This window comes from Mesonia aestuariivivens (genome assembly GCF_019311235.1).
Taxonomy (GTDB): domain Bacteria; phylum Bacteroidota; class Bacteroidia; order Flavobacteriales; family Flavobacteriaceae; genus Mesonia; species Mesonia aestuariivivens.
In genome coordinates this window covers 46527-73274 of sequence record NZ_JAHWDF010000001.1, presented here as the reverse complement: position 1 = coordinate 73274, position 26748 = coordinate 46527, and the positions used below count along the sequence as shown (strand labels likewise).

Sequence of the window (26748 nt, the reverse complement as noted above, 5' to 3'; positions counted from 1 at the left end):
AAAAATATCGGTAACGCTCGAGTTAAGAATAAACATTTAAAATTTCAGGAATAACGAAATGCTTCACTTTCTTAAAAGAAATCCAATTAAAATCGGAATTTTACTCCTCTTAATATTGGTGTGGCTTTTTTGTTTACCAAGTAACCTATTTAAAGAACCAACTTCAACCGTGCTTAAAAGCCGAGAAGGTTTGATGCTGGGTGCTAGAATTGCAGACGATGGCCAGTGGCGATTCCCTAAACAAGACAGTGTCTCCCATCGTTTTGAAAAGTGCATTTTAAATTTTGAAGATGAATATTTTTATTGGCATCCCGGCTTTAACCCTATAGCTATAAGTAAAGCTCTTTGGGAAAATCTAACCACTCATGAACGTCGAGGTGGAAGTACCCTAACGCAACAAGTAATACGTTTAGCGAGAAAAAACCAAAAGCGTACCTATTGGGAAAAATTAATAGAAATTTTTCAGGCAACGCGATTAGAATTTCGTTCAAGTAAAAAAGAAATTCTAAATCTCTACACCACGAACGCACCATTTGGTGGAAATGTAGTAGGATTAGAAACTGCTTCTTGGCGTTATTTTGGCATCTCCTCTGAAGATTTAAGTTGGGGACAAGCAGCAGCTTTAGCGGTTTTACCCAATGCACCATCATTAATATTTCCTGGTAAAAATGAAAAGATTTTAAAAGAAAAGCGTGATCGATTGCTGCTAAAACTCTTTAAGAATAAAATTATCGATGAAACTACCTACGACTTAGCACTAGCCGAAAAACTTCCTGGGAAACCTTTAGCGCTTCCTGAAATTGCTCCGCATCTCACCGAAAAGCTTAGAAATGATGATAAGGGAACACAATTAACCTCAACCATTCCTTTTACTCTTCAACAACAAATGAATGAGATTGCTAGGAAAAACTATGAGAACTTACGACAAAATGAAATACACAACCTTTCAATTTTAATACTTGATGTAAATACGCGAGAAGTATTAGCTTACGTAGGTAACTCTCCCACTACGGCAGAACACAATCACTACGTAGATATTATACAGCGACCGCGAAGTACTGGTAGCATTTTAAAACCTTTTTTATATGCCGCGATGCTTGATGAAGGTACACTTCTCCCAAATAGCTTAGTAGCCGATGTTCCCACTTCGATAAATGGTTACCAACCGCAAAACTTTGATAAAAAGTTTAATGGAGCTGTTCCTGCAAATGTAGCTTTAGCGAGGTCATTAAATGTACCGGCGGTAAGAATGCTTCAAGATTACGGTTTACAAAAGTTTTACCATAAACTTCAAAAAATTCAATTAAAAGATGTCAATAAATCTGCAGGTTACTACGGCCTTTCTTTAATTCTAGGAGGCGCAGAAAGTTCACTTTGGAACATTACAACAGCTTATGCAGGTATGGCTTCAACGTTAAATCATTTTAATGCTTCTTCGAGTGAATATTACCCGAATGAGTTTTTAGAACCTATTTATCACTTAGGTAAAAAAGTGAATTTTGGCGATCACCAATTTCAACCTGAAGTTTTTCAGGCCGGAGCCATTTACCACACCTTAAAAACTTTAGAAGAAGTAAACCGACCAACAGGAGAAGAAAACTGGAATTTTTTTTCACACTCACAAGCTATTTCTTGGAAAACAGGAACGAGCTACGGATTTAAAGATGCTTGGGCCGTTGGTTTAAATTCGAAATTTGTAGTGGGCGTTTGGGTAGGAAATGCTGATGGTGAAGGTCGCCCAGGACTGACGGGGTTACAAGCTGCGGCTCCTATTTTATTTGAAGCTTTTGATAAATTACCAAAAGCTAGCCGCTTCAATATTCCTTATGACGAATTAATAGAGGCTGAAGTTTGTACCCAAAGCGGTCACTTAGCGGGAATTTATTGTGATAAAGTAAAAAAAGAATGGATCCCTAAAAACGGAACTCGAACTGAAGCTTGCCCCTATCACAAACAGGTTTTTTTAGATGAATCTGAGCAATTTCAAGTAAATTCTTCTTGTTATGAATTTGCTGCAATGAAAGCAACGAATTGGTTTTCATTACCACCAATTATGGAGTATTACTATGCTTCTAAGCATCCAGAATACAAAAATATTCCTCCGTTCAAATCGGGGTGCTTAAAAGAAGGCGAACAATTAATGCAATTTATCTATCCAAAGAGGAATGAAGCTATTTTACTTCCAAAAAATTTTAAAGAACAGACTAATCCTGTTGTATTTAAATTAGCACATCACAATCCAAACACTACCGTTTACTGGTACCTAGATAAAAAATTTATCACAACTACACAAACTTTTCATGAGCTTCTCTACGAACCTGAACCAGGCAAACACTCCCTCACAGCAACTGATCAGGAAGGAAATTCTATTACTCAAGAAATTTTAATCGAAAAAAATTAAAGTAACAATTAAACCTTTTTATTGCTTCAAAGTCAAACAATAATATGTGTTGATTATTATTTAACAATTATTTAAGTTCTTTTGGTTCGGTTAATTAAGAACTAAATGTATTTTTGCAAACTTAAATTTATGATTATGGGCTGTTCTAATGCAAAGAAAAAATTAATTGAAGAAGTGGGACTTCATTTTGAGCATACGCATCAAATTTCTCCACTAGCAGCTAGAATATATGCAATTATGATTCTATCTCCTTCAGACGGACATACGTTTGAAGAAATTTTAGAAATTACTTGCGCTAGTAAAAGTTCAGTTTCAACACAACTTAATGTTTTATTACAATTAAAAAAAGCAGAATATTTTACTAAATCAGGAGACCGCAAAAGGTATTTTAGGGCTAGTAAAAGATATATGATTAATACTTTAGAAGAACAAGTAGATGCTATTAACAAAGAGATTACTGTAATAAAAAAAATAAGTGAATATCATGCTGAATTTAATGTAAAAAAATATGAAGAACACCAAGATTTCTCCTCGCTCTATAAAGGATATTTAATGAATCAGAAAAATATAATTAAAGATACCATTGAAAAAATGTCAAAACTAACCCATAAATAAATTAATATCTAAAATAATAAAATGAAAAAGACACTAAAATATATCAGTTTATTCGCTGGGATTCTCTTTTTAGTTTCCTGTGGCGATGATAAGCAAGCTCAACAGCAAGGACAAGCTCAAGCACAACAAGCAAAACCATTTCCTGTAATTACGGTTCCTACAAAAACATTAACAGGTTACAATTCTTACCCTACAAGTATTGAAGGAATTGTAAACAGTGAAGTACGCGCTAAAGTACAAGGATACATTCAAGAAGTATTGGTAGATGAAGGTGAAAAAGTAAGAAAAGGCCAACCTTTATTTAAACTAGAAACCCAATCATTATCGCAAGACGCTGCTGCAGGAAAAGCTAATGTGAATGCTGCTCAAGTTGAAGTCGATAAGTTAAAGCCACTTGTTGAAAAAAACATTATAAGCAATGTTCAGTTAGAAACTGCTAAGGCTAAATTACAACAAGCAAAAAGTAACTATCAAAGTATTAATGCCAATATTAATTATGGTACAGTAAAAAGTTCTGTAGATGGTTTTGTTGGTTCAATCCCTTATCGTCAAGGAGCTTTAGTTGGACCTTCAGACCAAACGTTTCTTACTACGGTTTCTGACATTAGTAAAGTATATGCTTATTTTTCAATGAATGAAACAGATTATTTAAGCTTTATACAAACTACTAAAGGAAAAACGTTACAAGAAAAAGTAAATAATTTTCCTGAAGTAAGTTTAGTGCTGACTAACGGAAGTACGTACGAGCAAAAAGGAAAAATACAAACCGTAACTGGGCAGATAGATAAGACTACAGGTACAGTTAGCTTTAGAGCTATTTTCGATAACCCAAATCAATTATTGACTAACGGAAATAGTGGAATTATTAAAATACCACAAACTTATGAGAATGCAGTAGTTATTCCTCAAACTTCAACTTTTGAACAACAAGGGCAAGTATTAGTTTTTAAAGTAGGTAAAAACAATAAAGCAGAATCTTCTGTGCTCTCCATAAAAGACGAAGTTGGAAACTTATATGTAGTCGAAGATGGAATTGAAGAAGGTGAAAAAATTATAGCAAAAGGAGTAGGAAAGTTAAGAAACGGAACTCCTATAGCCCCACAAGAAACTCCTTTTGACAGTATTGCAAAACCGATCAAAAAGGTATTTAAATAATAATAGAAGGCAATAAATTATGCTAAAAACATTTATAGAACGTCCGGTACTTTCTACCGTGATCTCAATTATCATCGTAATATTAGGAGTGTTGGGACTTACCACACTACCTATTGAGCAATATCCAGATATTGCTCCACCAACCGTTAAGGTCACCACAACCTATCCTGGAGCGAATGCAGAAACCATTCTAGAAAGTGTTGTTATACCCTTAGAAGAACAAATTAATGGTGTGGAAGGAATGACCTATCTTACATCTACAGCAACCAACAACGGAACTGCAGAGATTACAGTTTATTTTAATCAAAATGTAGACCCCGATATTGCTGCAGTAAATGTACAAAACCGTGTTGCTAGAGCAAATCCTTTATTACCAGCAGAGGTAAAACAAACTGGAGTACTTACACAAAAGCAACAGACCAGTTCATTAATGTTCTTATCTTTTTATACTACAAATAAAGATTATAGTTCTACTTACCTACAAAACTATTTAAAAATTAATGTTATTCCTGAATTACAAAGGGTAAGTGGTGTTGGAGATGTAAACGTATTTTCTCAAGAAGATTACGCCATGCGTATATGGTTAAAACCAGAAAAACTTGCAGCTTACGACTTAACACCTGCAGATATTAGTGCGGCATTAAGTGAGCAAAGTTTAGAAGCAGCAGCTGGTGCGTTAGGAGAAAATAATGGTGAATCATTTTCTTATGTAATTAAATATAGTGGCCGTTTTAAAACAGAAAAGCAATATTCAGGTATTGTGATAAAGGCCTTAGGAAATGGGCAGTATTTAAAATTAGAAGACGTCGCAGATATTGAACTTGGAGCACAAACTTATGGTAAAAAGTCTATTACAGAGGGATACCCGAGTATTAATATGGCTATATATCAAACTAAAGGTTCTAATGCACAAGAAATTATTAAAGAAATTAAATCTCGCCTAAACGTTTTAGAAAAAGACTTCCCTGATGGTGTAAAGACTCTAATTCCTTACGACACCAATGAGTTTTTAAATGCCTCTATAGAAAAAGTAGTACACACCTTAATAGAAGCTTTTATTTTAGTATTTATTGTTGTATTTATATTCTTACAAGATTTTAGATCTACTTTAATACCTGCTATTGCAGTTCCAGTATCTATTATTGGTACATTCTTTTTCCTAAATGTTTTTGGTTTTTCTATTAACTTACTTACCCTATTTGCACTTGTTCTGGCCATTGGTATTGTTGTTGATGATGCTATTGTAGTAGTAGAAGCTGTACATGCGAAGATTGATGAAGGCGCCAAAACTGCAAAAAAAGCAACCATAGGCGCTATGCACGAAATATCAGGAGCTATTATTTCTATTACACTTGTAATGGCGGCTGTATTTGTACCGGTCACCTTTGTACAAGGACCAACAGGAGTCTTTTATAAACAATTTGGTATAACTTTAATTGTAGCTATTGTTATTTCTGCAGTTAATGCTTTAACACTAAGTCCAGCGCTTTGTGCTTTGTTTTTAAAACCACACAATGAGGAAGAAAGCAAAAAATCATTTTTACAACGATTCTATGCTGCATTTAATCGTGGATTTAATGCTACCATAAATAGATATGGTAAGTCGCTAGGATTCTTATATAAAAATAAGTGGATTACGTTTGTCATCTTAGCATTATCAATCGTGGGTATTTATTGGACTTCTACTACCACTCCGACAGGTTTTATACCTAACGAAGATAGAGGTATTATTTTTGCCAATATTGAATTACCTGCAGGAGCAACGCTAGATAGAACGCATGCTGTAAACGAATCGATGTATAATAAAATTAAAGATTTACCTGGTGTGGAAGCAGTTTCTATGATTGATGGAATTAGTTTATTAAGTGGAGCTGGTGGAAACTATGCACTAGGTTTTATTAAACTTAAAAATTGGTCTGAACGTAAAGAAGATTCTCTATCGGTAGATGCTATTACAGGAAGATTATTTGGTATTGCATCAACTATACCTGAAGCTAATATTATATTCTTTGCACCTCCAAGTGTGCCAGGTTTTAGTGCGTCTGCTGGTGCAGAGGTAAACTTATTAGATCAATCAGGAGGATCGTTTAAAGAGCTCGATAAAACTAATCAAAAGTTTATTCAATCTTTAATGAAGCATCCAGAAGTCCAATACGCGCAATCTTCATTTAACACAAGATACCCACAATATGAATTAAATATCAATGTTCCTGTTGCAAAAGATAAAGGAGTGTCTATTAGTGATATTTTCTCTACACTGCAAGGGTATATTGGTGGAGTTTATGCAGCAGATTTCGCTAGATTTGGTAAACAATATAGAGTATACATTCAATCTTTACCAGAAGATAGAGCTTCAAAAAGTGATTTAAACAAATTATTTGTAAAAACTAGCGATGGTAAGATGTCCCCAATTACTCAATTTATTTCCTTAAAAAGAGTATATGGACCGCAAGCCGTTACCCGTTTTAACTTATTTAATTCCACAAAACTTACAGTAGCCATGAATCCTGGCTTTAGTACAGGTGATGCAATTAATATTATTAAGGAAGAAGCGAGTACGTTACCTAATAATTTTAACACAGCTTATTCTGGGCTTACTAGAGAAGAAGTAAGCGCAGGTAACCAAACTACTATGATATTTATATTGTGTTTAGTTTTTGTTTACTTTTTACTTTCTGCTCAATATGAAAGTTATTTATTACCATTCTCTGTAATCCTTTCATTACCGCTTGGAGTTTTTGGAGCATATTTTTCTATTAAAATGTTAGGCTTACAAAACAATATCTATTTTCAAATTGCACTCATCATGCTAATAGGTCTTCTTGCTAAGAATGCTATTCTTATTGTAGAGTTTGCTATACAAAGAAGAAAACGAGGCGAGTCTATTGTAGATGCTGCTATTAATGGAGCCAAAGCACGTTTAAGACCAATATTAATGACCTCATTTGCATTTATATTAGGTTTAATGCCTTTAGTTTTAGCAAGTGGTGTAGGTGCAATTGGTAATAGATCTATTGGTACAGGTGCTGTTGGAGGATTACTAATAGGTACTCTTGCGGGAGTTTTCGTAATTCCAATACTGTATATTATGTTTCAATGGTTACAAGAAAAAATTTCTGGTGAACCAGAATTCATTATAGAATCTACTGAAGAAGAAAACAAATAATATGAAATCTATCATAAAAAATAAAAAATGGCAAAAAGTAGCTTTAATGGCTACTTTTGCCATCACAATGCAAAGCTGTTTCGTAGCTAAAGATTACGAGCAACCGGAAATTGTAAACGAAGAGAATTTTAGAACAGATAATATTCCTCAAGATAGCCTAAACATGGCAAATGTTTCTTGGAGAGATATGTTCACAGATCCTGTATTGCAAGATTACATAGAAGAAGGTCTTCAAAATAATATTGATATTCGGGTAGCGCTTCAGCAAATATTATATGCTGAAGCTTACTTGAAACAAGGTAAAGCGGGCTATTTCCCTTCCATTACTGGAAATGCAAGTTTAACACATCAAGAAATTTCCTCCAACAGTCAATTTGGTTCATTTTTTTCATCCCAAGATCAATATGAACTTTCTGCCGACCTTTCTTGGGAAGCCGATATTTGGGGAAAAATCAGAAGTCAAAAAAGAGCTTACGGTGCCACTTACCTACAAAGTGTAGCTGCGCATCAAGCCGTAAAAACTACTTTAATTTCTAATATTGCTTCTAACTATTACCAATTGCTTTCTTTAGATGAACAACGAAGAGTCACTAAAAAAACTATTGAAACTAGAGAGAAAAGTTTAGAAACTAATAAAGCTTTAAAAGATGCCGGAAATATTACCGAAGTTGCAGTGAAGCAAACCGAAGCTCAACTTTATACAGCGCAAGCCTTATTGGTAGATTTAAATAATCAAATTAGATTATTAGAAAACACGATGTCAATTCTGCTAGGTAAAGAACCTCAAGATATCAATAGAACCTTGCTAGAAAATCAAAGTATAGACACTGAACTGAAAACCGGTGTTCCTGCACAATTATTAAGCAACAGGCCCGATGTTAAGCAAGCAGAATATAAGCTGGTAAATGCTTTTGAGCTTACCAATGTAGCTCGTGCAAACTTTTATCCTTCGATTACGTTAACGGCAACTGGAGGCCTACAAGCATTAAGCGCAAAAGAATTGTTTGATACGAACTCATTATTTGCTACGATTGTAGGTGGATTAACCCAGCCTATTTTTCAGAAAAGACAAATAAAAACGCAGTATGAGGCAGCTCAAGTACAACAAGAGCAAGCTAGACTTCAGTTTAGACAAGCTTATTTAACGGCAACTAAAGAAGTGGCTGATGCTTTGTATAATTATGAAGCTTCAACAGAAAAAATAGAGATTAAAGAGAAAGAATTTGATGCTTATGAAACGGCTACTAACTATTCTCAAGAATTATTAAATAATGGTTTAGCTAATTATTTAGAAGTGTTAACTGCAAGAGAAAATGCTTTAAACTCTAGGTTAGATTTAATTACAGCAAAATACACCCAGTTAAATTCTATCGTAAATCTTTACCAAGCTTTAGGTGGCGGATGGAAATAAAATTTTATAGTTTGTAATTTTTGGTTAGTAAATCGCTTTGTAAATTAATTTTTACAAGGCGATTTTTTTCATGCTATGTAGTTATAAAGGTACTTCTCTATTTTTCCCAACTACAATAAGGGTGTTGAGTTAATGCTGAATTATAATATTTTTGTTCTCCCGTTACTTCTTTTCCTAACCATTTGGGTAGAATAACTTCATCTTCTTCAGATTTCATCTCTACTTCTGCAACGATTAAACCTTGGTTTTGCCCATAAAACTCATCAACTTCAAAAGTGTGATTTCCAGACTTAATTAAATAGCGCGTCTTTTCAATTTTGCCCGATTCACATAATTTCAGTAAAGCTTCAGCATCTTTTAAATTAATTTCTTTTTCCCACTCAAAACGTGATAAACCGTTTTCAGAAGACTTTCCTTTAACGGTTATAAAAGCCTCAAGTTCTTTTATTCGAATACGAGTGGTACGCTCAGGATGAGAATTTAAATAACCTTGTTTAATCTCAAAAGATTGAAAAGCTTCTATTTTAAAATCTTGGTTTTGTACCAAAAATTTCCGTTCGATTTCAAGCATAGTGTTTTCTTTCAAAAGTAATCATTTCTATAAAACAGTCTTCCTATTGATAAGCTTAGCATTTAAAAGTATTTCTGAAAATTAAAATATTTATTTTTAGCTTAGTAGTCCGTGCGAAATCATCAAGTTAGCAGCACGTTAATTTATACTTATGGGGATTATCTACAAAATTACAGTCGGTTTATTGATAATTTTTTCTGGTTTATCAACGAGCTGTTTTGCTTTTTCTGCTTCAAATTTAAATGAATTTGAACAAGACACTACTTCCACTAAAAACGAGTTAATTCCCAAAGAAAATTTTCCTGTTATTGGTAAAGCGGGAGAAGAATTATTTTCAATTTATCAAAAATCAGGAGATTTATCTGCTGCAGAACGCGCCGAAATTATATCAAGAAGAATACAACGCATTGATGCTAATTTATTTGCAAAAGACTCTCTTCAAATTTTAAATGATAGTGATCATTTAGAAGTGTTTTATGCTAATCAATTACTTTTTAATATTTCTAATTTAGATACGCTTAACACTCAAAAAACAAAAGAGCAGTTAGCCAATTTATACGTAGGTAAAATTGCTGCAAATCTTGATATCGCTGAAAGCAAATATGTCCCGAAAAACATATTCTTAAAAATTGGCTTTGTTGCATTAATACTCTTAGGCTTATGGCTAGCGCTTAAATTAATAGGATTTTTAAACCAGAGAAGTATTCGTTTTATTGAACGTAAAAAAGATAAATGGCTTAAAAGTCTTACCTACAATAACTATACTTTTATCACACCAGAACAAGAACTTAATGTAATACTATTACTACTGAAAGTTTTAAAATGGTTTTTAATTCTGCTGGTTGTCTATATCTTTTTTCCGCTTATTTTTAGCGTATTTGAGTTTACTCAAGGTTGGTCTAATTATCTTTTCGATTTGATATTTTCTTCATTCGGACAAATATTTACAGCCATTTGGAGTTACTTCCCTAACCTCATCAAAATTGCAGTCATCATTTTTGTGATGCGCTATTTTGTAAAATCTGTAAAATATATTTTTACTGAAATTGAAGGTGAAAAGTTAGAAATATCAGGATTTCACCCCGATTGGGCTATGCCCACATTTACCATTATTAGGTTTTTGTTATTTGCCTTTATGTTTGTACTCATCTTTCCATTACTACCAGGATCAGACTCCAACATTTTTAAAGGCGTTTCTGTCTTTTTAGGAGTTTTATTATCGCTAGGATCTTCTTCAGCCATCGCAAATATGGTCGCAGGTTTGGTAATTACCTATATGCGACCTTTTAAAATTGGTGATCGTATTAATATTGGAGATACTACTGGAAATGTAATCGAAAAAACACTTCTAGTTACCCGACTTAAAACCATAAAAAATGAAGAAATCACCATTCCCAATTCTGCAGTTTTGAGTGGAAACACGGTAAATTATTCCACGTTTACCAAAGATAAAGGTGAAGGTTTAATTATTAATACCACAGTGACCTTAGGTTATGACCTTCCGTATAAAACAGTTTATGCAGCTTTAGTTGAAGCCGCTTTACGTACTAATTTAATCGAAAAAAAACCTCAACCTTTTGTGCTACAAACCAGTTTAGATGATTTTTATGTGTCTTACCAACTGAATGCTTATACCAAACACGCTAATAAACAAGCGCTAATTTATTCAGATTTGCATCAAAATATTCAAGATTGTTGTAATGAAATGGATATTGAAATTTTATCGCCACACTACCGTGCCCAACGTGATGGAAATATGAGCACCATTCCGAAAGATTACTTACCTGAAGATTATGAAGCGCCGAGTTTTAATATAAAAAGCAGAAAATCTGAATAATAAACCCTAAAAATTTCTTCAGAAATATTTAATTGAAAATTTACAGATAAATATGCGATTTAGTGTTAAGCACAGAATGACGAAATAACAACTTATTAATCACTCATTTTACCAATCATTTTATATAACAATCGGTATAATTCTTTGGCTTCATCTATAGATAATGGAAGGTGTTCGGCTAATAAAGCTGGAACATCACAAGCTTCATCTTTTAGTGATTTTCCTTTTTGGGTTAAAGTGATTATAATATTACGCTCATCAGTTTCAGAACGTTTTCGCTCCAACAATCCGCGTTTTTCAAGTCGCTTTAAAAGCGGTGTTAATGTATTAGATTGAAGCTGAAGTTTTTCGGCTATCGTACTTAAATTTACCTCATCTTTTTCCCACAACACCATCAATACCAAATATTGCGAATAGGTAAGATCTAATTCCTTTAGCATAGGCTGATATTGCTGAATCACTAAACGTGAAGCCGTATACAACGGAAAACAAAGTTGATTTTCTAGTTTTAAATCTTCATATTTCTCACTCATTCTTCAGTAATTTTTAAGCCAGTACTCTTTTAAGCAATGAAAGTAATAAAAAAAATTCCCTTTCTACAGTTGCAAAAAGGGAATCATAGTTTATAAAATTTTGGGATGAATTAAATCACTTCTAATTCTACTTCAATGTTTCCGCGAGTGGCGTTAGAGTACGGACAAACTTGGTGTGCCTGTTCTACTAACTCTTGTGCTTTCTCCTTTTCTACTCCGGGAATTTCTACCGCAAGTTTAACAGCTAATTGAAATCCGCCTTCTTCATTTGGGCCAATTCCTACGGTAGCTTTTACTATTGTTGGATTTTCGGGTTTTACTTTGGCTTTGCTCATCACTAAATTTAAAGCGCTATCAAAACAAGCGGCATAACCTGCTGCAAATAATTGCTCGGGATTGGTAGCTCCTCCATTTCCGCCTAATTCTTTCGGCATTAAAACGTCAAAATCTACAAATCCGTCTTCACTTTTTACGTGTCCGTTTCTTCCTCCAGTTGCTTCTACTGTTGTTTGATATTGTGTTTTCATAACTATTTTTTTTAATTCATTTACGATTAAATCGTGTACGATACAAATATATCAAAAGAAGCTTAATCTCAGTGTTAAGCTTCTCTCAAAATTTATTTAAACTACTTTATTTTGGGTTCTGGTGCGTTCTGGGCAATTAAACCTTCAGATTTTAATTCTGCCCAAAATGCTTTCGGAATTTTCACATTCATCGATTTTGCATTCGCTGAAGATTGTTCAGCATTACTTGCCCCTGGTATTACACTTGAAACTACATCTGGCGCAGCACAAAACTGAAGTGCTGCCGTAGCTAAATCTACTTGATGTTTATCGGCTACTTTTTGCAACTGATCTCTTTTTACTGCGTATTTTTCAGGAATATCTTTACTATAATCAAAACGATCTTTCCCTGCTAAAAACCCAGAATTATACGGAGCGCCAATTACTAAGCTAATTCCTTCTTTTTCACAAACTGGAAAGACATTATTTAAATCATCTTCGTGATAGATAAGTGAATATTGCTTAGCCGATAAAAATATATCTGGATCGGCAACCTTTATGGTTTCTAAAATAGGTTCAGTAGTATTTACACCCAGTCCCCAAGCTTTAATTAAACCTTCTTCTCGCATTTTAGTAAGCTCTGGCATTGCGCCATTTTTAGCCTGATCAAAATATTTTTCGTAATCGCTTCTAGAAAAATCTGGATTATCGGGCGATAAATCGTGAATAAAAACAATATCTAAATAAGCCAAACCTAAGCGGTGCAAACTATCTTCTACCGATTTTCTAGCTCCTTCAGCCGAGTAATCGTATTTATAATTCATATTTAACTTGCCTTTCCATAAACCATCAGGCATACTAAAATTTGGATCTGGTTTTAAGAGTCGACCTACTTTGGTAGATAACACAAAATCTTCTCTTTTTTTATTGAAAAGATAACTTCCCATTCTGCGCTCGCTAATCCCTAAACCGTACCAAGGTGAAGTATCAAAATAACGTACTCCATTTTCCCAAGCCGCATCCATTGCATTTCGAATTTGTTCATCTGAATTTACGTGAAATCCGTTACCAGCAGCAACTCCACCGATTCCGAACTTCCATTCGGGTTTAAATTTTTCGCGTAAATGATTATTTTTAATTTTTGCCGCAGGGATTCCTGTCGATGTATTTGAAGCATTTAAAATAGACGGAGCCGCCATAATGCCAGCAGACCCTAATATTGTTTTTTGAATGAAATTTCTTCGGTTAGCCATATTCTAAATTTTGTAGATGAATAATTCACTAAAACTATTAAGCAACAACGAAAAAGAATACTATAGAAAGTTAAATTCTAGTTAATTTGAAGCTACTTTAGATTCCGTCTTTGGGAGTTTCAAACGGAATTAATTTTTTGTAATGCTCGTAGCGCAAGAAAATTTCCTTTACATATAAAAAAGGCTCACGACCTCTTACAAAACCATATTTCACTTCTGGTCTGCTAAAAAATTCGCGCGAGCTTAACTTCAGCATATAATCTTCTACATTATCGTCCCATACATAAGGATCTTCATCAAAAGCTTTGGCTAATCGCTGTGCATCTCGAACGTGACCTAACCCACAGTTGTAAGCTGCGAGTGTAAATTTTATTTTCTGAATACTGTCTTCTACCTTGGTGAAATTTTCGCGAAGTTGCTTTAAATATTTTGTCCCACCACGTATATTTTCGGAAGGATTCGTAATATCTGCAATTCCTAAATCTTGCGCTGTTGCTGGCATAATCTGCATTAGACCTCCTGCCCCTGCCCAAGAATTTTCGTTGGGTTTAAATCTAGATTCCTGAAAAATTTGAGAGCTTAGCAAACGCCAATCCCAACCTAATTTTTCTACGTTGTTTTTTACAATAGCATCGTACTGACTTATTTTACCTTCATTCTTACTATAAAATTGACTTTTAATTCGGCGTCTATATGACTTTTTATTTTTGAAGTACTTATTATAAACCACATAGTAGAAATCTTCCTTTTTGGTTTTCTTAAGCCACGAATTTATTTCGGCTAGCAGCTCTGGTGAATTTTTACGAACTGCCCAAGCAATGCGCTGAGAAAAACTAATTTCGGTATCTATGTCTAAAATTGGGTTGTAGGTTTGGTTAATGGCAGCAATATTATAATCGGCGATCGTATAATCTATTTCGCCTTTCACAACCATTTTAATAATGTCTTCGGTGGTTTTATTGCCCGGCACTAATTGAATATCTATCTGCCCGCCAATTTCATCCTCTAAATTTTCTAATCGTTCAAAATACGATGAATTTTTACGCACGTGTATTTTTTTCCCAATCATCTCAATCGGGTCGTTTATCGTTTGCTTTTTAATTTTATACATCGGGAGTTTTCGCCAATTATCAGGACGACGCTGTACCAACACTTGATGCGTGAGGTAGTGATATTCGGTAAAATTGACTAGCTTTTTTCGATCTTCAGTCACCGAAAGTCCAAAGGCTATTAAATCTCCTTCACCAGCATTTAACATATCAAATAAATGATCGATATCTTCGGCCACCTTAATATTAAGCTCTAAGTTTAAATGATCGGCGAGTTTTTTAACCAATTCATACTCAAAACCCATTGGTTTTCCGCGGTATAAAAAGTAACTGGTAGAATTGTAGATGGTTATAACGGTGAGTTTCCCATCTTCTTTTATCTCTGATAATGATTTAGAAACCATACTGGTTTCGTAAGCAAGTTGAGCGCCTTCTGTAAAAGAATCGCTTTTATCTTTACAGCTTGATAGAGAAAATATGATTAAAAAAACTAGTAAGTAATTTGTAATTTTATAGCTATACATTAAAAGTTTGATTTTCTGTAAGATACAAAATTCTTAACAAATCAACTTTTTACAGGTTATATCAACTAATTATTAGTAGCTATTCTCTTAATTTCTTCAGATTCAATAATGGAATTTTTATAATTCACTTTACCCAATATTCTCATCGCTTTAGCTATCGTTTCTGCCTCAATGGGTTTATATTTATTTAAAGGCCCCACCATTAAAAAACTAGCCGCTTTCATTAATTGGTTGGCAACAAATTCCATTTTTCTTTTTTCTGCACGATTTCCCTGAATTAAAGAAGGACGAAGAATATAAGTTTCTGCTAATTGTTGTGCTAAAACTCCTTCTTCCATCTCTCCTTTGGTTTTGTTATAAAAAATATTACTGTCTTTATTGGCTCCCAATGCAGAAACTACAATCATTTTAGAAATCTGATTTTGCTTGGCTAATTTTGCTGCATTCACTGGAATCCCAAAATCTATTTTTCGATAGTTTTTTTCATCTGGAGTTTTCTTTTTAGTGGTCCCTACTGCACAAAAAACAACATCGGCTTGAAAGTGTTGCTGATACTTTTCCAATTCAAATAAATGAATTAAATATTCTTCAATTTTAGGATGCTGAACGTTCACACTACTTCTAGAAAAAAGTATGATTTTATGAAAAGCTTCATCTTTTAGTAATTGCTGAAGTAATAAATTTCCGGTTAGTCCCGTAGCGCCGAGTAATATTGCTGTTTTCGTTTTCATAAGAGTAAGTTATAAAATAGCTCACAAAAAATAAGATTAGTTAACTTTGTATTGTGAAGCCGCAACGTAAAATAATCCATATCGACATGGACGCTTTCTACGCCTCTGTAGAGCAATTAGATAATCCAGAACTACGCGGAAAGGCAATTGTTGTGGGTGGCGGTTCTAAACGTGGGGTAGTGAGCGCTGCCAGTTATGAAGCAAGAAAGTTTGGGGTGAAAAGTGCGATGAGCGGAGTTATGGCAAAAAAACTTTGCCCGCATCTTATTTTTGTAAAATCTAATTTTGATCGTTACCGAGAAATTTCACAGCGCATAAGAACCATCTTTTTAGAATATACAGATTTAGTTGAACCGCTATCTTTAGATGAAGCTTATTTAGATGTCACAATCAATAAAAAAAATAACCCCAGCGCCTCTCTTATTGCAAAAGAAATTAGACAAAAAATTAAGGAGAAAACTGGCTTAAATGCTTCCGCAGGAATATCGATTAATAAATTTGTGGCTAAAGTTGCAAGTGATTACAATAAACCTAACGGACAAAAAACGGTGAATCCAGATGAAGTTGAAGCGTTTCTCGAAAATCTAGAAATTAGAAAATTTCACGGTGTTGGTAAAGTTACGGCAGAAAAAATGTATCAGTTAGGTATTTTCACCGGAAAAGATTTAAAAACTAAATCTGAAGAATTTTTAGCAGATAAATTTGGCAAAAGCGGTTCTTATTATTACAACGTAGTACGTGGAATTCATTTAAGTGAAGTGAAACCTAATAGGATTAGAAAATCTTTAGGTGCCGAACGTACTTTTTCTGAAAATATAACTTCTGAAATTTATATGCTCGAACGTTTAGAACATATCGCTGAAGAGATCGAACGACGTCTAGTGAAGAGTAAAGTTGCCGGTAAAACCATTACGTTAAAAATTAAATACAGCGATTTTACGCAACAAACTCGAAGCAAAACTATATCTTACTTTATCTCTACCAAAGAATTGATTTTAGAGGTTGCTAAGGAGCTTTTATACCAAGAAAAGATGAAAGATTCTGTGCGGCTTTTAGGAATTTCTCTTTCTAACCTAAATACCGATAAAAAAGAGAAAACTAATGAAGATGATAAAGAAATTTACGTCCAACTCAGCTTTCAATTCTAATGATTTGAAGGTAGAGGTTTAATTGTTTTTTGCTGATCTACTTGCGGAATTAAACCTTTAACAGAAGCTAAAATCACTTCATATAGTTTATTTAACAATTTTTTCTTTACAAAAAACTTATTCGTAACCAACCCCACTTTTCGAACCGGAACCGGCTCTTGAAAATAAGCAAGTTGATTTTTCTCTTCTTCCCTCAAATCTAACGTAGCTAAATGAGGAATAATAGTAATTCCTTTTCGTATTTTTGTGATTTTCAACAAACTGTCCATCGAGCCCGATTCTATTTCAAAATTAACATCTTGTGTCGTTAATTTTGCGGAGAGTTCACATATTTCTTGAACTTGTGTACGTAAACAATGACCTTCTTGCAACAGGCAAACTTTAGAATAATTAAGACTTTCTAAGGCTACTTTTTCGTTAGACTTTTCACCCGTACAATCATATAACAAAAAGGGTTCTGTAAACAATTCTAATTCATCAAGCTCTTCATCTACTAGTGGTAAAGCTAATATGCCAATATCTAATTTACGTATTTTTAATTCTTGCTGTATTTGGTCTGTCGTCATTTCTCTCACCACAATTTTAACTTTCGGAAACTTTTCAGCAAAAGCTGTTAAAAAAAGAGGCAATAAGTAAGGAGCAATTGTGGGTATAATTCCAATCTTCACCTCACCTACTATTTCACCTTTCATTTCTTGAATCATGTTTTTTAACGAATCTATTTCGTTATTAATAATTCTGAACCTTTTAATAAGTTGTTCTCCTTCAGAGGTTATGGAAACTGGTTTTGTTTTTCGATTAAATATTTTAATATCAATCTCATTCTCTAGTCTACTTATCATGGTACTTAAAGTAGACTGGGTAACAAAACACTTTTCTGCTGCAGCTTCAAAATTTTTTAATTCTACTACTGCCTGTACGTATTTAAATTGTTGGATTGTCATACTTGCAAATATAACTAATATCTACAACATCAATATACGTATTTAAAATATAGTTTTTGTAAATATATAATTAGACTCATCTTTGCCTTGTAATTAAACAAGTATTCAAATGAAAATTAAATTTTTAAGTTCGGCATTACTCCTCCTTTTTGCTTCTTGCTCCAATTCTGAAAAAGGATCTACATCTCCTAAAAAATCTGGAGGTTGTCCTTTTGGTTTCGATAAATTAAGTAGTATTGGGCAGAATATAAAAAATAAAGATAAAGGCACGACCAATGAAGAATGGTGGCCTAACCAATTAAATGTTGGTATTTTGAGACAGAATTCAGAAATGTCTAATCCCATGGATACTAATTTTGACTATGCTGAAGAGTTTAAGCAGTTAGACTATCAAGCACTCAAAAAAGATCTAAAAAAATTAATGACTAATTCTCAAGATTGGTGGCCTGCAGATTTTGGAAATTATGGTCCATTTTTTATACGCATGGCTTGGCATAGCGCAGGAACTTACCGTACGGGCGATGGTAGAGGTGGTTCTAGAGCAGGACAGCAGCGCTTTGCACCACTAAATAGTTGGCCAGATAACGCAAACTTAGATAAAGCAAGAAGGTTATTGTGGCCTATTAAACAAAAATATGGTAAACAAATCTCTTGGGCAGATTTAATGATTCTTACAGGAAATGTAGCACTAGAATCTATGGGATTTAAAACCATTGGATTTGCAGGTGGCCGTGAAGATGTTTGGGAACCAGAAACTAATGTATACTGGGGTAGTGAAAAAAAATGGTTAGAAAGAGATCAACGTTATGATAAAAATGGAGAATTAGAACAACCATTAGCGGCTTCTCAAATGGGATTAATTTATGTTAACCCTGAAGGTCCAGGAGGAAATCCAGATCCATTACTTGCGGCAAAAGCGATTAGAGAGACTTTTGGCAGAATGGGAATGAATGATGAAGAAACAGTAGCTCTTATTGCCGGCGGACATACTTTAGGGAAAACCCACGGAAAAGCCAATGGTGATGAACATTTAGGTGCTGCCCCAGAAGCTTCAGACATTGAAGATCAAGGGTTAGGGTGGAAAAGTTCTTATAAATCTGGTAAAGGTAAAGATGCAATTACTTCAGGTTTAGAAGTAACTTGGACAGCGACGCCAACGCAATGGAGCCAAGGTTTCTTTAAAAGTTTATTTGAAAATGAATGGGAGCTTACCAAAAGTCCTGGTGGTGCTCACCAATTTGTAGCTAAAACTCCAAAGAAAATGTATCCTGATGCTTTTGATAAAAACAAAACGCATAAGCCAACCATGTTAGTGACAGATATTTCACTTAAAGAAGACCCTGTTTATGAAAAAATCTCGAAACGATTTTATGAAAATCCAGAAGAATTTAATGCTGCTTTTGCAAAAGCATGGTTTAAATTAACACACAGAGATATGGGTCCAAAATCAAGTTATTTAGGACCAGAAATTCCAAAAGAAGATTTCTTATGGCAAGATCCTATTCCTACGGTAGATCATGAATTAGTCAATAAAGAAGACATTAAAACTCTGACTCAAGAAATTTTAAATTCTGAATTAACTGCAAGTGATTTAATAGCTACGGCTTGGGCTTCAGCTTCAACCTATAGAAAATCTGACCGTCGTGGCGGTGCCAATGGAGCTCATATACAACTTGAACCACAAATAAACTGGGAAGCCAATAATCCAAAACGATTAAAAAGAGTACTTGGTGTTTATAAACATATTCAAGATAAGTTTGAACAACAAACCAAGAGAAAAATTTCTATTGCAGATTTAATTGTTTTAGGAGGAAATATCGCTGTTGAAGATGCTGTTCAAAAAGCAGGAGTACCTATAAAAGTTCCTTTTAACCCAGGAAGAATGGATGCTTTGCAAGAACAAACCGATATTGATGGCATGAAATATTTACAACCAATTGCTGATGGTTTTAAAAATTATCAACCCAAGAAATATGCAATTTCTTCTGAAGAATTATTACTTGATAAGGCACAACTTTTATCACTTACAGCTCCAGAAATGACTGTTCTTATTGGTGGCTTGCGTGTGCTTGACGGCAATTATGATGGTTCTGAATATGGCGTATTTACAGAGAAAACCGGAATTCTTACTAATGATTTCTTTAGAAATTTATTGAATATGAATACGGTTTGGAAAGCAACAAATGAAGATAAAATGTTTTTTGAAGGTAGAGATAGAACCACAAATGAACTTAAATGGAAAGCTACAAGAGTAGATTTAATTTTCGGTTCTAATTCAGAATTAAGAGCATTAGCAGAAGTATATGCCAGTGATTATGCAAAAGAAAAATTTGTAAGGGATTTTGTAGCTGCTTGGCATAAAGTCATGAACTTAGATCGATTTGATTTAAACTAAACATTAAACTTAAATTAAATAAAAAACGGGTTGCTTTGTAAGGCAACCCGTTTTTATTATAAATATTTCAAAAAAATCTTCTACTCAATTTCAGAAACACGTAATGTATTTACCATACCTTTATTACCAATTGGCATAGCAGCAAGGTTAACTACAAAATCTCCTTTTTTAACCACTTCTTTTTCTTTAGCGATTTCATTTACATCTTCTACGGTATCATCTGTACTTACAAATTTATCATAGTAATACGCATTAACTCCCCAAAGAAGGCTTAATTGCGTTAAGATTCTTTTATTAGAAGTAAAAGCTAAAATATGGGCATCTGGACGCCAAGCTGAAATTTGAAAAGCTGTGTATCCACTATTTGTTAACGTACAAATTGCTTTTGCATCAATCTCATTCGCCATTAAAGCCGCGTGATAACACACAGATTTGGTAATGTATCTTTTTGTTTTAATATGTGGAGGGTCGTGTGGTACATTAATTAATTTTGAATGCTCGACACTTTTAATAATATCTGTCATTTTCTGAATTACTTCTACTGGGTATTTCCCTACAGAAGTTTCTCCACTTAACATCACAGCATCAGCACCATCCATCACAGAGTTAGCTACATCATTTACTTCCGCTCTTGTTGGAGTAAGACTGCTAATCATGGTTTCCATCATTTGCGTAGCAATGATTACAGGAATACGCGCTTTTTTTGCTTTAAGCACTAATTCTTTTTGAATTAAAGGCACTTCATTAGCAGGAACTTCAACTCCTAAATCTCCACGAGCAACCATTAAACCATCACATGCTTGAACAATCTCATCGATATTTTTAACCCCTTCTGGCTTTTCAATTTTAGCGATGATTGGTATTTTATGCTCACTATGCTCATTAATGATGTCTTGTAAATCTTTAATATCTTGCGCATGGCGTACAAAAGAAAGTGCCATCCAGTCTACTTCTTTCTTAATTGCGAATTCTGCATCTTTTACATCTTTCTCTGTCAGTGCTGGTAAAGAAAGTTCTGTATTTGGTAAGTTTACTCCTTTTCTAGAACGTAAAGGACCTCCTTGAACAACTTTTGCTTCTACTTCATTTTTTCCGTTGGTATTCACCACTTCAAAAATAAGCTTACCATCATCTAATAAAATTCGCTCTTTAGCTTTTACATCTCTAGGAAAGTTATCGTAGTTCATGTAAACGCGTTCTGCTGTACCCTCAAACTCTTCCCCAGTAACGAATGTTATAGTATCGCCTTTAGAAACAACAACTTCTTCTTTCATTACCCCTACACGAAGTTTAGGACCTTGTAAATCTCCTAAAATTCCTGCGTTGAAGCCGTATTCTTCATTTAAATCTCTAATCATTTTGATGCGTTCTTCTACATCATCATAATTGGCGTGAGAAAAGTTAATTCTAAAAATGTTTACTCCACTCTCTAACATTGATTTTAAAACTTCTTTAGAGCTTGTAGCGGGTCCTAAAGTAGCTACAATTTTAGTGTTCTTTGTTTTATGCATTAGCTAAATATTAAATTTTCTATTGATTTCATTTGTGTAACCTCTACTGTGTAGGCGGTTACTATTTGATTTATTTTACTGATAGCGAGTAACAATTCTTTAGTAATTACAGATTCGCTATTATCTTCTATTTTTAAAAAACAGTCTACCCTTTTAAACTCTGGCAAGAGATAGGCTTTTTTTTTCGTTTCTCCTTCAAATAAGAAACCGTTGCTTTGTAGATGATTTGCTTTTATGGAGTACTTATTAGATACGAGGTAATAATTGAAGCCTTCATCTTTACTATAATAATCATAAAGTTCATAAAAAGCCATTCCTTCAGGATAATTATAATCTACATCTTTGGGTGTTCGCTGTAAATTTAAACCTAAAAATTTATTAAGGTAAAATACAACTTTATAAACCTCTGCTGAACAATGAATGGCAATAAGATGAAAATCTTCATCTACCAAATTATCAAGCACCAGTTTATTGATCACCATATTTTATTATCCTGTAAATTTAAAACAAGTTCACAACTTTTAAGAAGACCTAAAGTTAAATAATCTTGAAGTTTAGGACCGATACGCTATTCTTTGCTCATCTTTTTTTGAAATGCATAATATGCACGTTTAGATGCTTTTTCTTCTGCTTTTTTCTTAGAAGTTGCTCTTGCTTTTGCAATTACCTTTTGATCTATCCATAACTTTACGGCAAAATGTTTGAGCTCGTCTTTACCTGTGTCTTCATAAACTTCGTATTTAAATTTATGTTTCTTTTTTTGACACCATTCAATTAAAAGACTTTTATAACTAATTATTCTTCCTTCTAATTGCTCTATATCTACGTAAGGATCTATGACCCTTTTCTGAATAAATTTTTCACAATACTTGTAACCTCTATCTAAATAAATGGCTCCAACTAATGCTTCAAACAAATTTCCATGAATATTTTGACCAAAATGATCTTTAGGCACATTTGTTTCTACAAATGTAATTAATCCTAAATCTTTACCCAATTCATTAAGATGTTTTCTACTCACTACTTTAGACCTCATCTTTGTCAAATACCCTTCGTCTCCACTTGGAACTTCGTTGTAAAGATAAGCAGCAATTATTGAACTTAGCATGGCATCACCAAGAAATTCTAAGCGTTCATAATTTAAATCATTTCCTAAAGTATCTTTTTTATTTAAAGATCTATGAATAAATGCTCTGTTATAATGACTTATAGCTTTAGGCTTAAAACCTATAATGGATTGAATAGCACCAAAAAAATTCCCGTCCTTATGAGAACGGGAATATAATATGTTACGTATAACGTTCATTAAACGCTTACTCTTCTATTTTTTTAAATAAAACACAAGCATTATGACCACCAAAACCAAAGGTGTTACTCATGGCCACATTTACTTCTCTTTCTTGAGCTTTATTTAAAGTTAAATTTAATTCTGGATCAATATTTTCATCTGCCGTTTCATGATTAATGGTTGGCGGCACTAAACTATGTTTCATCGCTAAAATAGAAGCAATAGCTTCAATAGCGCCAGCGGCTCCTAAAAGGTGCCCTGTCATAGATTTAGTTGAATTAATATTAAGAGATTTTGCGTGAGCACCAAAAACTTTTGTAATTGCCTTAAGCTCTGCCACATCACCTAACGGAGTTGAAGTTCCATGCGTATTAATAGCATCTACATCTTCTGGATTTAGGCCTGCATTACGAAGACAATTCTCCATAACAGCCACCACTCCTTTACCTTCAGGGTGCGGAGCCGTCATATGATAAGCATCAGAAGACATACCGCCTCCTAAAACTTCAGCATAAATGGTTGCACCACGTGCCTTGGCATGTTCATACTCTTCTAAAATTAATGCTCCTGCTCCTTCTCCTAAAACGAAACCATCTCGATTTGCATCAAAAGGTCTAGAAGCTTTTTCAGGATCATCATTTCTAGTAGATAGGGCATGCATTGCATTAAAACCACCCATACCTGCTTGTGTTACTGCTGCTTCACTTCCGCCTGTAACCATTACATCACTATAACCTAGTCTTATGTAATTTAAAGCATCTATTAAAGCATTGGCAGAGGAAGCACAAGCAGAAACGGTAGTATAATTTGGCCCCATAAACCCATGTTTGATAGAAATATTACCAGGGGCAATATCTGCAATCATTTTAGGGATAAAAAATGGATTAAAACGAGGTGTACCATCTCCGTTCGCAAAATTTTTAACTTCTTCTTGAAAAGTTTCTAAACCACCTATCCCGGCTCCCCAAATTACACCTACACGATACTTGTCTACAGTTTCTAGATCTATACCAGAATCTGCAATAGCTTCATCAGAAGCTACCAAAGCGTATTGTGCAAATTTGTCTAGCCTACGGATTTCTTTGCGGCCAAAATATTCATTAAAGTCGAAGTTTTTGATCTCGCAAGCAAACTTGGTTTTAAATTTTTCAGTATCAAAATAGGTGATAGGTGCACTTCCGCTTTTACCGCTCACCAAAGAATCCCAATATTCTTCAATATTGTTACCAATTGGTGTTAAGGCACCTAAACCTGTAACTACTACTCGCTTTAACTCCATACGTATGGTTATTTCTTATTTTTTTGCTTCTTCGATGTAAGAAATCGCTTGACCTACTGTAGCAATGTTCTCAGCTTGGTCGTCTGGAATTTGAATATCGAATTCTTTTTCGAATTCCATAATTAATTCTACGGTGTCTAAAGAATCCGCACCTAAATCGTTTGTGAAGCTCGCGTCGTTTACTACTTCGTTCTCGTCAACTCCTAATTTATCAACGATTATTGCTTTTACTCTTGATGCAATGTCTGACATAATTTTATCTTTTTAGATTTTTAATAAGTGGCAAAAATAAAAAACTTTAGTTTAAAACAAGTTTTACTTTAAAAAATGTGGTGTCAATTTACATATTTTTAAAGTAAGTAACTATTTTTATACTTTAATAATTTCTAAAAAATTGCCGCTTTAACCTATGAACTCTTCAAATTCTACAAAAAAAATTGTCATATTCGCCTCAGGCCAAGGCTCTAACGCTAAGAACATTATCCGTTATTTTCAAGACAGGAATGATGTTAAAATTTCTCATGTTCTTTCTAACAACATTAGGGCAAATGTTCTAAAAATGGCACACGAACATGAAATTAATTCACTTCACTTTGATAGAGAAGCACTCTACCATTCTAACGAAATACTTCATATTTTGAAGGATACTAACCCAGATTTAATTGTTTTGGCCGGATTTTTATGGATAATGCCTCAGGAAATTATTGCTGAATTTGAAAATAAAATCATTAATCTTCACCCAGCGTTACTTCCTAAATATGGAGGAAAAGGAATGTACGGCAATTATGTTCATCAAGCTGTTTTAGAAAATAAAGAAAAAGAATCTGGTATTACAATACATTATGTGAACGAAAAGTATGATGAAGGAAAAACTATTGCTCAATTTAGTACTTCAATTGAAACAAATGAATCTATGGAGACATTAAAGAAAAAAATTCAGCAATTAGAGCATGAAAATTTCCCAAAAGTGATTGATGAACTTTTATCGAAAAAATCTTAATGGCTAAAAAAAAATATTATGTAGTTTGGAAGGGGCACAAAACAGGAATTTTCACTTCTTGGAATATTTGTAAAAAAGCAATAGACGGATTTAATGGCGCTCAATATAAATCTTTTAAAAGTTTAGCCGAAGCTGAAGATGCATTTAAAGTTTCTTTTTTTGAATATAAAGAGAACAACAAGAATGGAGTGCCACTATTTCAATTAGAAAAAAGAGCAAAAGAGGTAAATTTTGATTCTATAAATACCGATGCAGCTTGCAGCGGAAACCCTGGTAAAATGGAATACCGTGGTGTTTATACCAAAACTGGTAAAGAAATATTTAAGCAAGGCCCTTTTCTAGAAGGCACTAATAATATTGGCGAATTTTTAGCACTTGTTCACGGCTTGGCTTTTCTTCAGCAGAGAAAAAGCAACTTACCTATTTATTCAGATTCTAGAATCGCGATAGGTTGGGTTAAAAAAAAATGCTGCAATACTAAATTGCAACAAACAGCTAAAAACAAAGATTTATTTCAATTAGTAAAAAGAGCAGAGGTTTGGTTGCACAATAACACCTACTCCAACCCCATTTTAAAATGGAACACTAAAGAATGGGGAGAAATCCCTGCTGATTTTGGGAGGAAATAAATATAAAAAGCTACCTTATTAAAGAAAAAAGTATTTTTTTTTAATAAGGTAGCTAAGTAAGACTGTATTTATAATTTAAATGAAATTACAATTTAACACCAAAACCTACTCCAAAAAGCCAAGGATTAATGTCTACATCTGCACCAACAGTAGCTCCTAATGCAGAAGTTGCATTTATAGTGGCATCGGTTTGCAAAAATAATTTTTTCACATCTACGTTAATAAACCATTTCTCGCTAATCATATAATCTAGCCCTAATTGTCCTGCAAAAGCAAAACTGTTATCATAATCTACATCATCTGCAACAGGACCTTCATCTACACTATAAAAAATCGTATAATTCACCCCTGCACCAATATAAGGTTTAAAATTACCTAAATCTGTATAATGGTATTGAAATGTTAATGTAGGAGGTAACAACCATGCACTTCCTAAATCAATATCTCCAACTGCAGTATTAACTGCTTTCACATCGTGTTTAGTGGTTCCTAAAATAAGTTCTAATGCCCAATTTTCTGTAAAGAAATAAGAAATATCAAGCTCTGGAATTAATGTTGTAGAAATATCTGCATTACCGCCAATAGCATCTATCGAAGCTTTTTCATCTGGCGAAACCACTACCCCTCTTAACCTAAATTGCCACGGATTATCTTTTGTATTTTGCTCTTCTTGAGCTTGTGCTGAAAAGCTAAAAAACAATGCTGTAATTACTGTAAATAGAAATATTCTCATGATTTTTGAATTTTATTAGATTTCAAAAATATTTTCTTATTCTTAGTGAAAAGATGATAAAAATCAGTT

23 protein-coding genes are annotated in these 26748 nt (G+C 33.7%); 10 read left to right on the top strand and 13 right to left on the bottom strand.

Annotation, left to right across the window (positions count from 1 at the left end; translation table 11 throughout):
• Positions 1-58 precede the first annotated feature (58 nt).
• The 5 genes from pbpC (at position 59) to KW502_RS00265 (ending at position 8748) form a co-directional block, all read left to right on the top strand.
• The gene (gene pbpC, locus KW502_RS00285) at positions 59-2401 is read left to right on the top strand and encodes a penicillin-binding protein 1C (protein WP_219038525.1); all 2343 of its coding nucleotides are present in this window, start codon (positions 59-61) and stop codon (positions 2399-2401) included.
• Between the two features lie 135 nt (positions 2402-2536).
• Positions 2537-3016: a GbsR/MarR family transcriptional regulator gene (locus KW502_RS00280; RefSeq protein WP_219038524.1), complete on the top strand. Its 480-nt coding sequence runs from the start codon at positions 2537-2539 to the stop codon at positions 3014-3016.
• Between the two features lie 21 nt (positions 3017-3037).
• Entirely contained in the window at positions 3038-4171 is a 1134-nt protein-coding gene (locus KW502_RS00275) for an efflux RND transporter periplasmic adaptor subunit (protein WP_219038523.1), read from the top strand.
• Positions 4172-4190: 19 nt separating this feature from the next.
• A complete protein-coding gene (locus tag KW502_RS00270) occupies positions 4191-7337 on the top strand; it encodes an efflux RND transporter permease subunit (protein ID WP_219038522.1) in 3147 nt (1048 codons plus the stop codon).
• 1 nt (position 7338) lies between these two features.
• The gene (locus KW502_RS00265) at positions 7339-8748 is read left to right on the top strand and encodes an efflux transporter outer membrane subunit (protein WP_219038521.1); all 1410 of its coding nucleotides are present in this window, start codon (positions 7339-7341) and stop codon (positions 8746-8748) included.
• Positions 8749-8845: 97 nt separating this feature from the next.
• Here the strand turns inward: KW502_RS00265 and KW502_RS00260 are convergent, their stop codons facing one another.
• Positions 8846-9319 carry a CYTH domain-containing protein gene (locus KW502_RS00260; RefSeq protein WP_219038520.1) on the bottom strand — a complete coding sequence of 158 codons (474 nt, stop codon included), beginning with the start codon at positions 9317-9319 and terminating at the stop codon, positions 8846-8848.
• Between the two features lie 151 nt (positions 9320-9470).
• Here KW502_RS00260 and KW502_RS00255 point away from each other — a divergent pair, with 151 nt between their 5' ends.
• The gene (locus KW502_RS00255) at positions 9471-11156 is read left to right on the top strand and encodes a mechanosensitive ion channel family protein (RefSeq protein WP_219038519.1); all 1686 of its coding nucleotides are present in this window, start codon (positions 9471-9473) and stop codon (positions 11154-11156) included.
• 95 nt (positions 11157-11251) lie between these two features.
• Here the strand turns inward: KW502_RS00255 and KW502_RS00250 are convergent, their stop codons facing one another.
• The 5 genes from KW502_RS00250 to KW502_RS00230 form a co-directional block, all read right to left on the bottom strand.
• Complete coding sequence (locus KW502_RS00250) at positions 11252-11689, bottom strand: MarR family winged helix-turn-helix transcriptional regulator (RefSeq protein ID WP_219038518.1); 438 nt, start codon at positions 11687-11689, stop codon at positions 11252-11254.
• A gap of 110 nt (positions 11690-11799) precedes the next feature.
• Entirely contained in the window at positions 11800-12216 is a 417-nt protein-coding gene (locus KW502_RS00245; protein ID WP_219038517.1) for an organic hydroperoxide resistance protein, read from the bottom strand.
• 101 nt (positions 12217-12317) lie between these two features.
• Positions 12318-13448 (bottom strand): aldo/keto reductase, encoded by a 1131-nt coding sequence (locus tag KW502_RS00240; RefSeq protein WP_219038516.1) that lies wholly within the window; start codon positions 13446-13448, stop codon positions 12318-12320.
• 97 nt (positions 13449-13545) lie between these two features.
• A complete protein-coding gene (locus KW502_RS00235) occupies positions 13546-15021 on the bottom strand; it encodes an MltF family protein (protein ID WP_219038515.1) in 1476 nt (491 codons plus the stop codon).
• A 65-nt stretch (positions 15022-15086) separates the two neighbouring features.
• The gene (locus KW502_RS00230; protein WP_219038514.1) at positions 15087-15752 is read right to left on the bottom strand and encodes an NAD(P)H-binding protein; all 666 of its coding nucleotides are present in this window, start codon (positions 15750-15752) and stop codon (positions 15087-15089) included.
• A gap of 53 nt (positions 15753-15805) precedes the next feature.
• Here KW502_RS00230 and dinB point away from each other — a divergent pair, with 53 nt between their 5' ends.
• Complete coding sequence (gene dinB / locus KW502_RS00225; protein ID WP_219038513.1) at positions 15806-16900, top strand: DNA polymerase IV; 1095 nt, start codon at positions 15806-15808, stop codon at positions 16898-16900.
• On the opposite strand, the gene KW502_RS00220 is transcribed toward dinB, so the two are convergent.
• A complete protein-coding gene (locus KW502_RS00220; protein WP_219038512.1) occupies positions 16897-17844 on the bottom strand; it encodes a LysR substrate-binding domain-containing protein in 948 nt (315 codons plus the stop codon). The genes dinB and KW502_RS00220 overlap by 4 nt on opposite strands.
• Before the next feature lie 109 nt (positions 17845-17953).
• Between KW502_RS00220 and katG the strand changes: the two genes are divergently transcribed.
• Positions 17954-20239, top strand: coding sequence for a catalase/peroxidase HPI (gene katG, locus KW502_RS00215; RefSeq protein WP_219038511.1), 2286 nt, complete (start codon positions 17954-17956; stop codon positions 20237-20239).
• An 80-nt stretch (positions 20240-20319) separates the two neighbouring features.
• On the opposite strand, the gene pyk is transcribed toward katG, so the two are convergent.
• The 5 genes from pyk to KW502_RS00190 all read right to left on the bottom strand — a co-directional run bounded on the left by pyk (position 20320) and on the right by KW502_RS00190 (position 24569).
• Positions 20320-21750: a pyruvate kinase gene (gene pyk / locus KW502_RS00210; RefSeq protein ID WP_219038510.1), complete on the bottom strand. Its 1431-nt coding sequence runs from the start codon at positions 21748-21750 to the stop codon at positions 20320-20322.
• A complete protein-coding gene (locus KW502_RS00205; RefSeq protein ID WP_219038509.1) occupies positions 21750-22232 on the bottom strand; it encodes an IPExxxVDY family protein in 483 nt (160 codons plus the stop codon). Before KW502_RS00205 ends, pyk begins: the two co-directional genes overlap by 1 nt.
• A gap of 86 nt (positions 22233-22318) precedes the next feature.
• Positions 22319-23056 (bottom strand): ribonuclease III, encoded by a 738-nt coding sequence (rnc, locus tag KW502_RS00200; RefSeq protein WP_219038508.1) that lies wholly within the window; start codon positions 23054-23056, stop codon positions 22319-22321.
• A 7-nt stretch (positions 23057-23063) separates the two neighbouring features.
• The gene (fabF, locus tag KW502_RS00195) at positions 23064-24317 is read right to left on the bottom strand and encodes a beta-ketoacyl-ACP synthase II (protein WP_219038507.1); all 1254 of its coding nucleotides are present in this window, start codon (positions 24315-24317) and stop codon (positions 23064-23066) included.
• 15 nt (positions 24318-24332) lie between these two features.
• Positions 24333-24569: an acyl carrier protein gene (locus KW502_RS00190; protein WP_027885177.1), complete on the bottom strand. Its 237-nt coding sequence runs from the start codon at positions 24567-24569 to the stop codon at positions 24333-24335.
• A 157-nt stretch (positions 24570-24726) separates the two neighbouring features.
• On the opposite strand from KW502_RS00190, the gene purN reads away from it, so the two are divergent.
• Entirely contained in the window at positions 24727-25317 is a 591-nt protein-coding gene (gene purN, locus KW502_RS00185; RefSeq protein WP_219038506.1) for a phosphoribosylglycinamide formyltransferase, read from the top strand.
• A complete protein-coding gene (locus KW502_RS00180; RefSeq protein ID WP_219038505.1) occupies positions 25317-25946 on the top strand; it encodes a ribonuclease H1 domain-containing protein in 630 nt (209 codons plus the stop codon). The genes purN and KW502_RS00180 overlap by 1 nt, the downstream gene beginning before the upstream one ends.
• An 85-nt stretch (positions 25947-26031) precedes the next feature.
• Here KW502_RS00180 and KW502_RS00175 read toward each other — a convergent pair whose 3' ends face one another.
• The gene (locus KW502_RS00175; protein WP_219038504.1) at positions 26032-26679 is read right to left on the bottom strand and encodes an OmpW/AlkL family protein; all 648 of its coding nucleotides are present in this window, start codon (positions 26677-26679) and stop codon (positions 26032-26034) included.
• Positions 26680-26748: the final 69 nt, after the last annotated feature.

What these genes read in the sequence shown, in the direction of transcription:
- pbpC (WP_219038525.1), top strand. Translation starts at nt 59, where the DNA reads ATGCTTCACTTTCTTAAAAGAAATCCAATTAAAATCGGAATTTTACTC.
- KW502_RS00280 (WP_219038524.1), top strand. Translation starts at nt 2,537, where the DNA reads ATGGGCTGTTCTAATGCAAAGAAAAAATTAATTGAAGAAGTGGGACTT.
- KW502_RS00275 (WP_219038523.1), top strand. Translation starts at nt 3,038, where the DNA reads ATGAAAAAGACACTAAAATATATCAGTTTATTCGCTGGGATTCTCTTT.
- KW502_RS00270 (WP_219038522.1), top strand. Translation starts at nt 4,191, where the DNA reads ATGCTAAAAACATTTATAGAACGTCCGGTACTTTCTACCGTGATCTCA.
- KW502_RS00265 (WP_219038521.1), top strand. Translation starts at nt 7,339, where the DNA reads ATGAAATCTATCATAAAAAATAAAAAATGGCAAAAAGTAGCTTTAATG.
- KW502_RS00260 (WP_219038520.1), bottom strand. Translation starts at nt 9,319, where the DNA reads ATGCTTGAAATCGAACGGAAATTTTTGGTACAAAACCAAGATTTTAAA.
- KW502_RS00255 (WP_219038519.1), top strand. Translation starts at nt 9,471, where the DNA reads ATGGGGATTATCTACAAAATTACAGTCGGTTTATTGATAATTTTTTCT.
- KW502_RS00250 (WP_219038518.1), bottom strand. Translation starts at nt 11,689, where the DNA reads ATGAGTGAGAAATATGAAGATTTAAAACTAGAAAATCAACTTTGTTTT.
- KW502_RS00245 (WP_219038517.1), bottom strand. Translation starts at nt 12,216, where the DNA reads ATGAAAACACAATATCAAACAACAGTAGAAGCAACTGGAGGAAGAAAC.
- KW502_RS00240 (WP_219038516.1), bottom strand. Translation starts at nt 13,448, where the DNA reads ATGGCTAACCGAAGAAATTTCATTCAAAAAACAATATTAGGGTCTGCT.
- KW502_RS00235 (WP_219038515.1), bottom strand. Translation starts at nt 15,021, where the DNA reads ATGTATAGCTATAAAATTACAAATTACTTACTAGTTTTTTTAATCATA.
- KW502_RS00230 (WP_219038514.1), bottom strand. Translation starts at nt 15,752, where the DNA reads ATGAAAACGAAAACAGCAATATTACTCGGCGCTACGGGACTAACCGGA.
- KW502_RS00220 (WP_219038512.1), bottom strand. Translation starts at nt 17,844, where the DNA reads ATGACAATCCAACAATTTAAATACGTACAGGCAGTAGTAGAATTAAAA.
- katG (WP_219038511.1), top strand. Translation starts at nt 17,954, where the DNA reads ATGAAAATTAAATTTTTAAGTTCGGCATTACTCCTCCTTTTTGCTTCT.
- pyk (WP_219038510.1), bottom strand. Translation starts at nt 21,750, where the DNA reads ATGCATAAAACAAAGAACACTAAAATTGTAGCTACTTTAGGACCCGCT.
- KW502_RS00205 (WP_219038509.1), bottom strand. Translation starts at nt 22,232, where the DNA reads ATGGTGATCAATAAACTGGTGCTTGATAATTTGGTAGATGAAGATTTT.
- rnc (WP_219038508.1), bottom strand. Translation starts at nt 23,056, where the DNA reads ATGAACGTTATACGTAACATATTATATTCCCGTTCTCATAAGGACGGG.
- fabF (WP_219038507.1), bottom strand. Translation starts at nt 24,317, where the DNA reads ATGGAGTTAAAGCGAGTAGTAGTTACAGGTTTAGGTGCCTTAACACCA.
- KW502_RS00190 (WP_027885177.1), bottom strand. Translation starts at nt 24,569, where the DNA reads ATGTCAGACATTGCATCAAGAGTAAAAGCAATAATCGTTGATAAATTA.
- purN (WP_219038506.1), top strand. Translation starts at nt 24,727, where the DNA reads ATGAACTCTTCAAATTCTACAAAAAAAATTGTCATATTCGCCTCAGGC.
- KW502_RS00180 (WP_219038505.1), top strand. Translation starts at nt 25,317, where the DNA reads ATGGCTAAAAAAAAATATTATGTAGTTTGGAAGGGGCACAAAACAGGA.
- KW502_RS00175 (WP_219038504.1), bottom strand. Translation starts at nt 26,679, where the DNA reads ATGAGAATATTTCTATTTACAGTAATTACAGCATTGTTTTTTAGCTTT.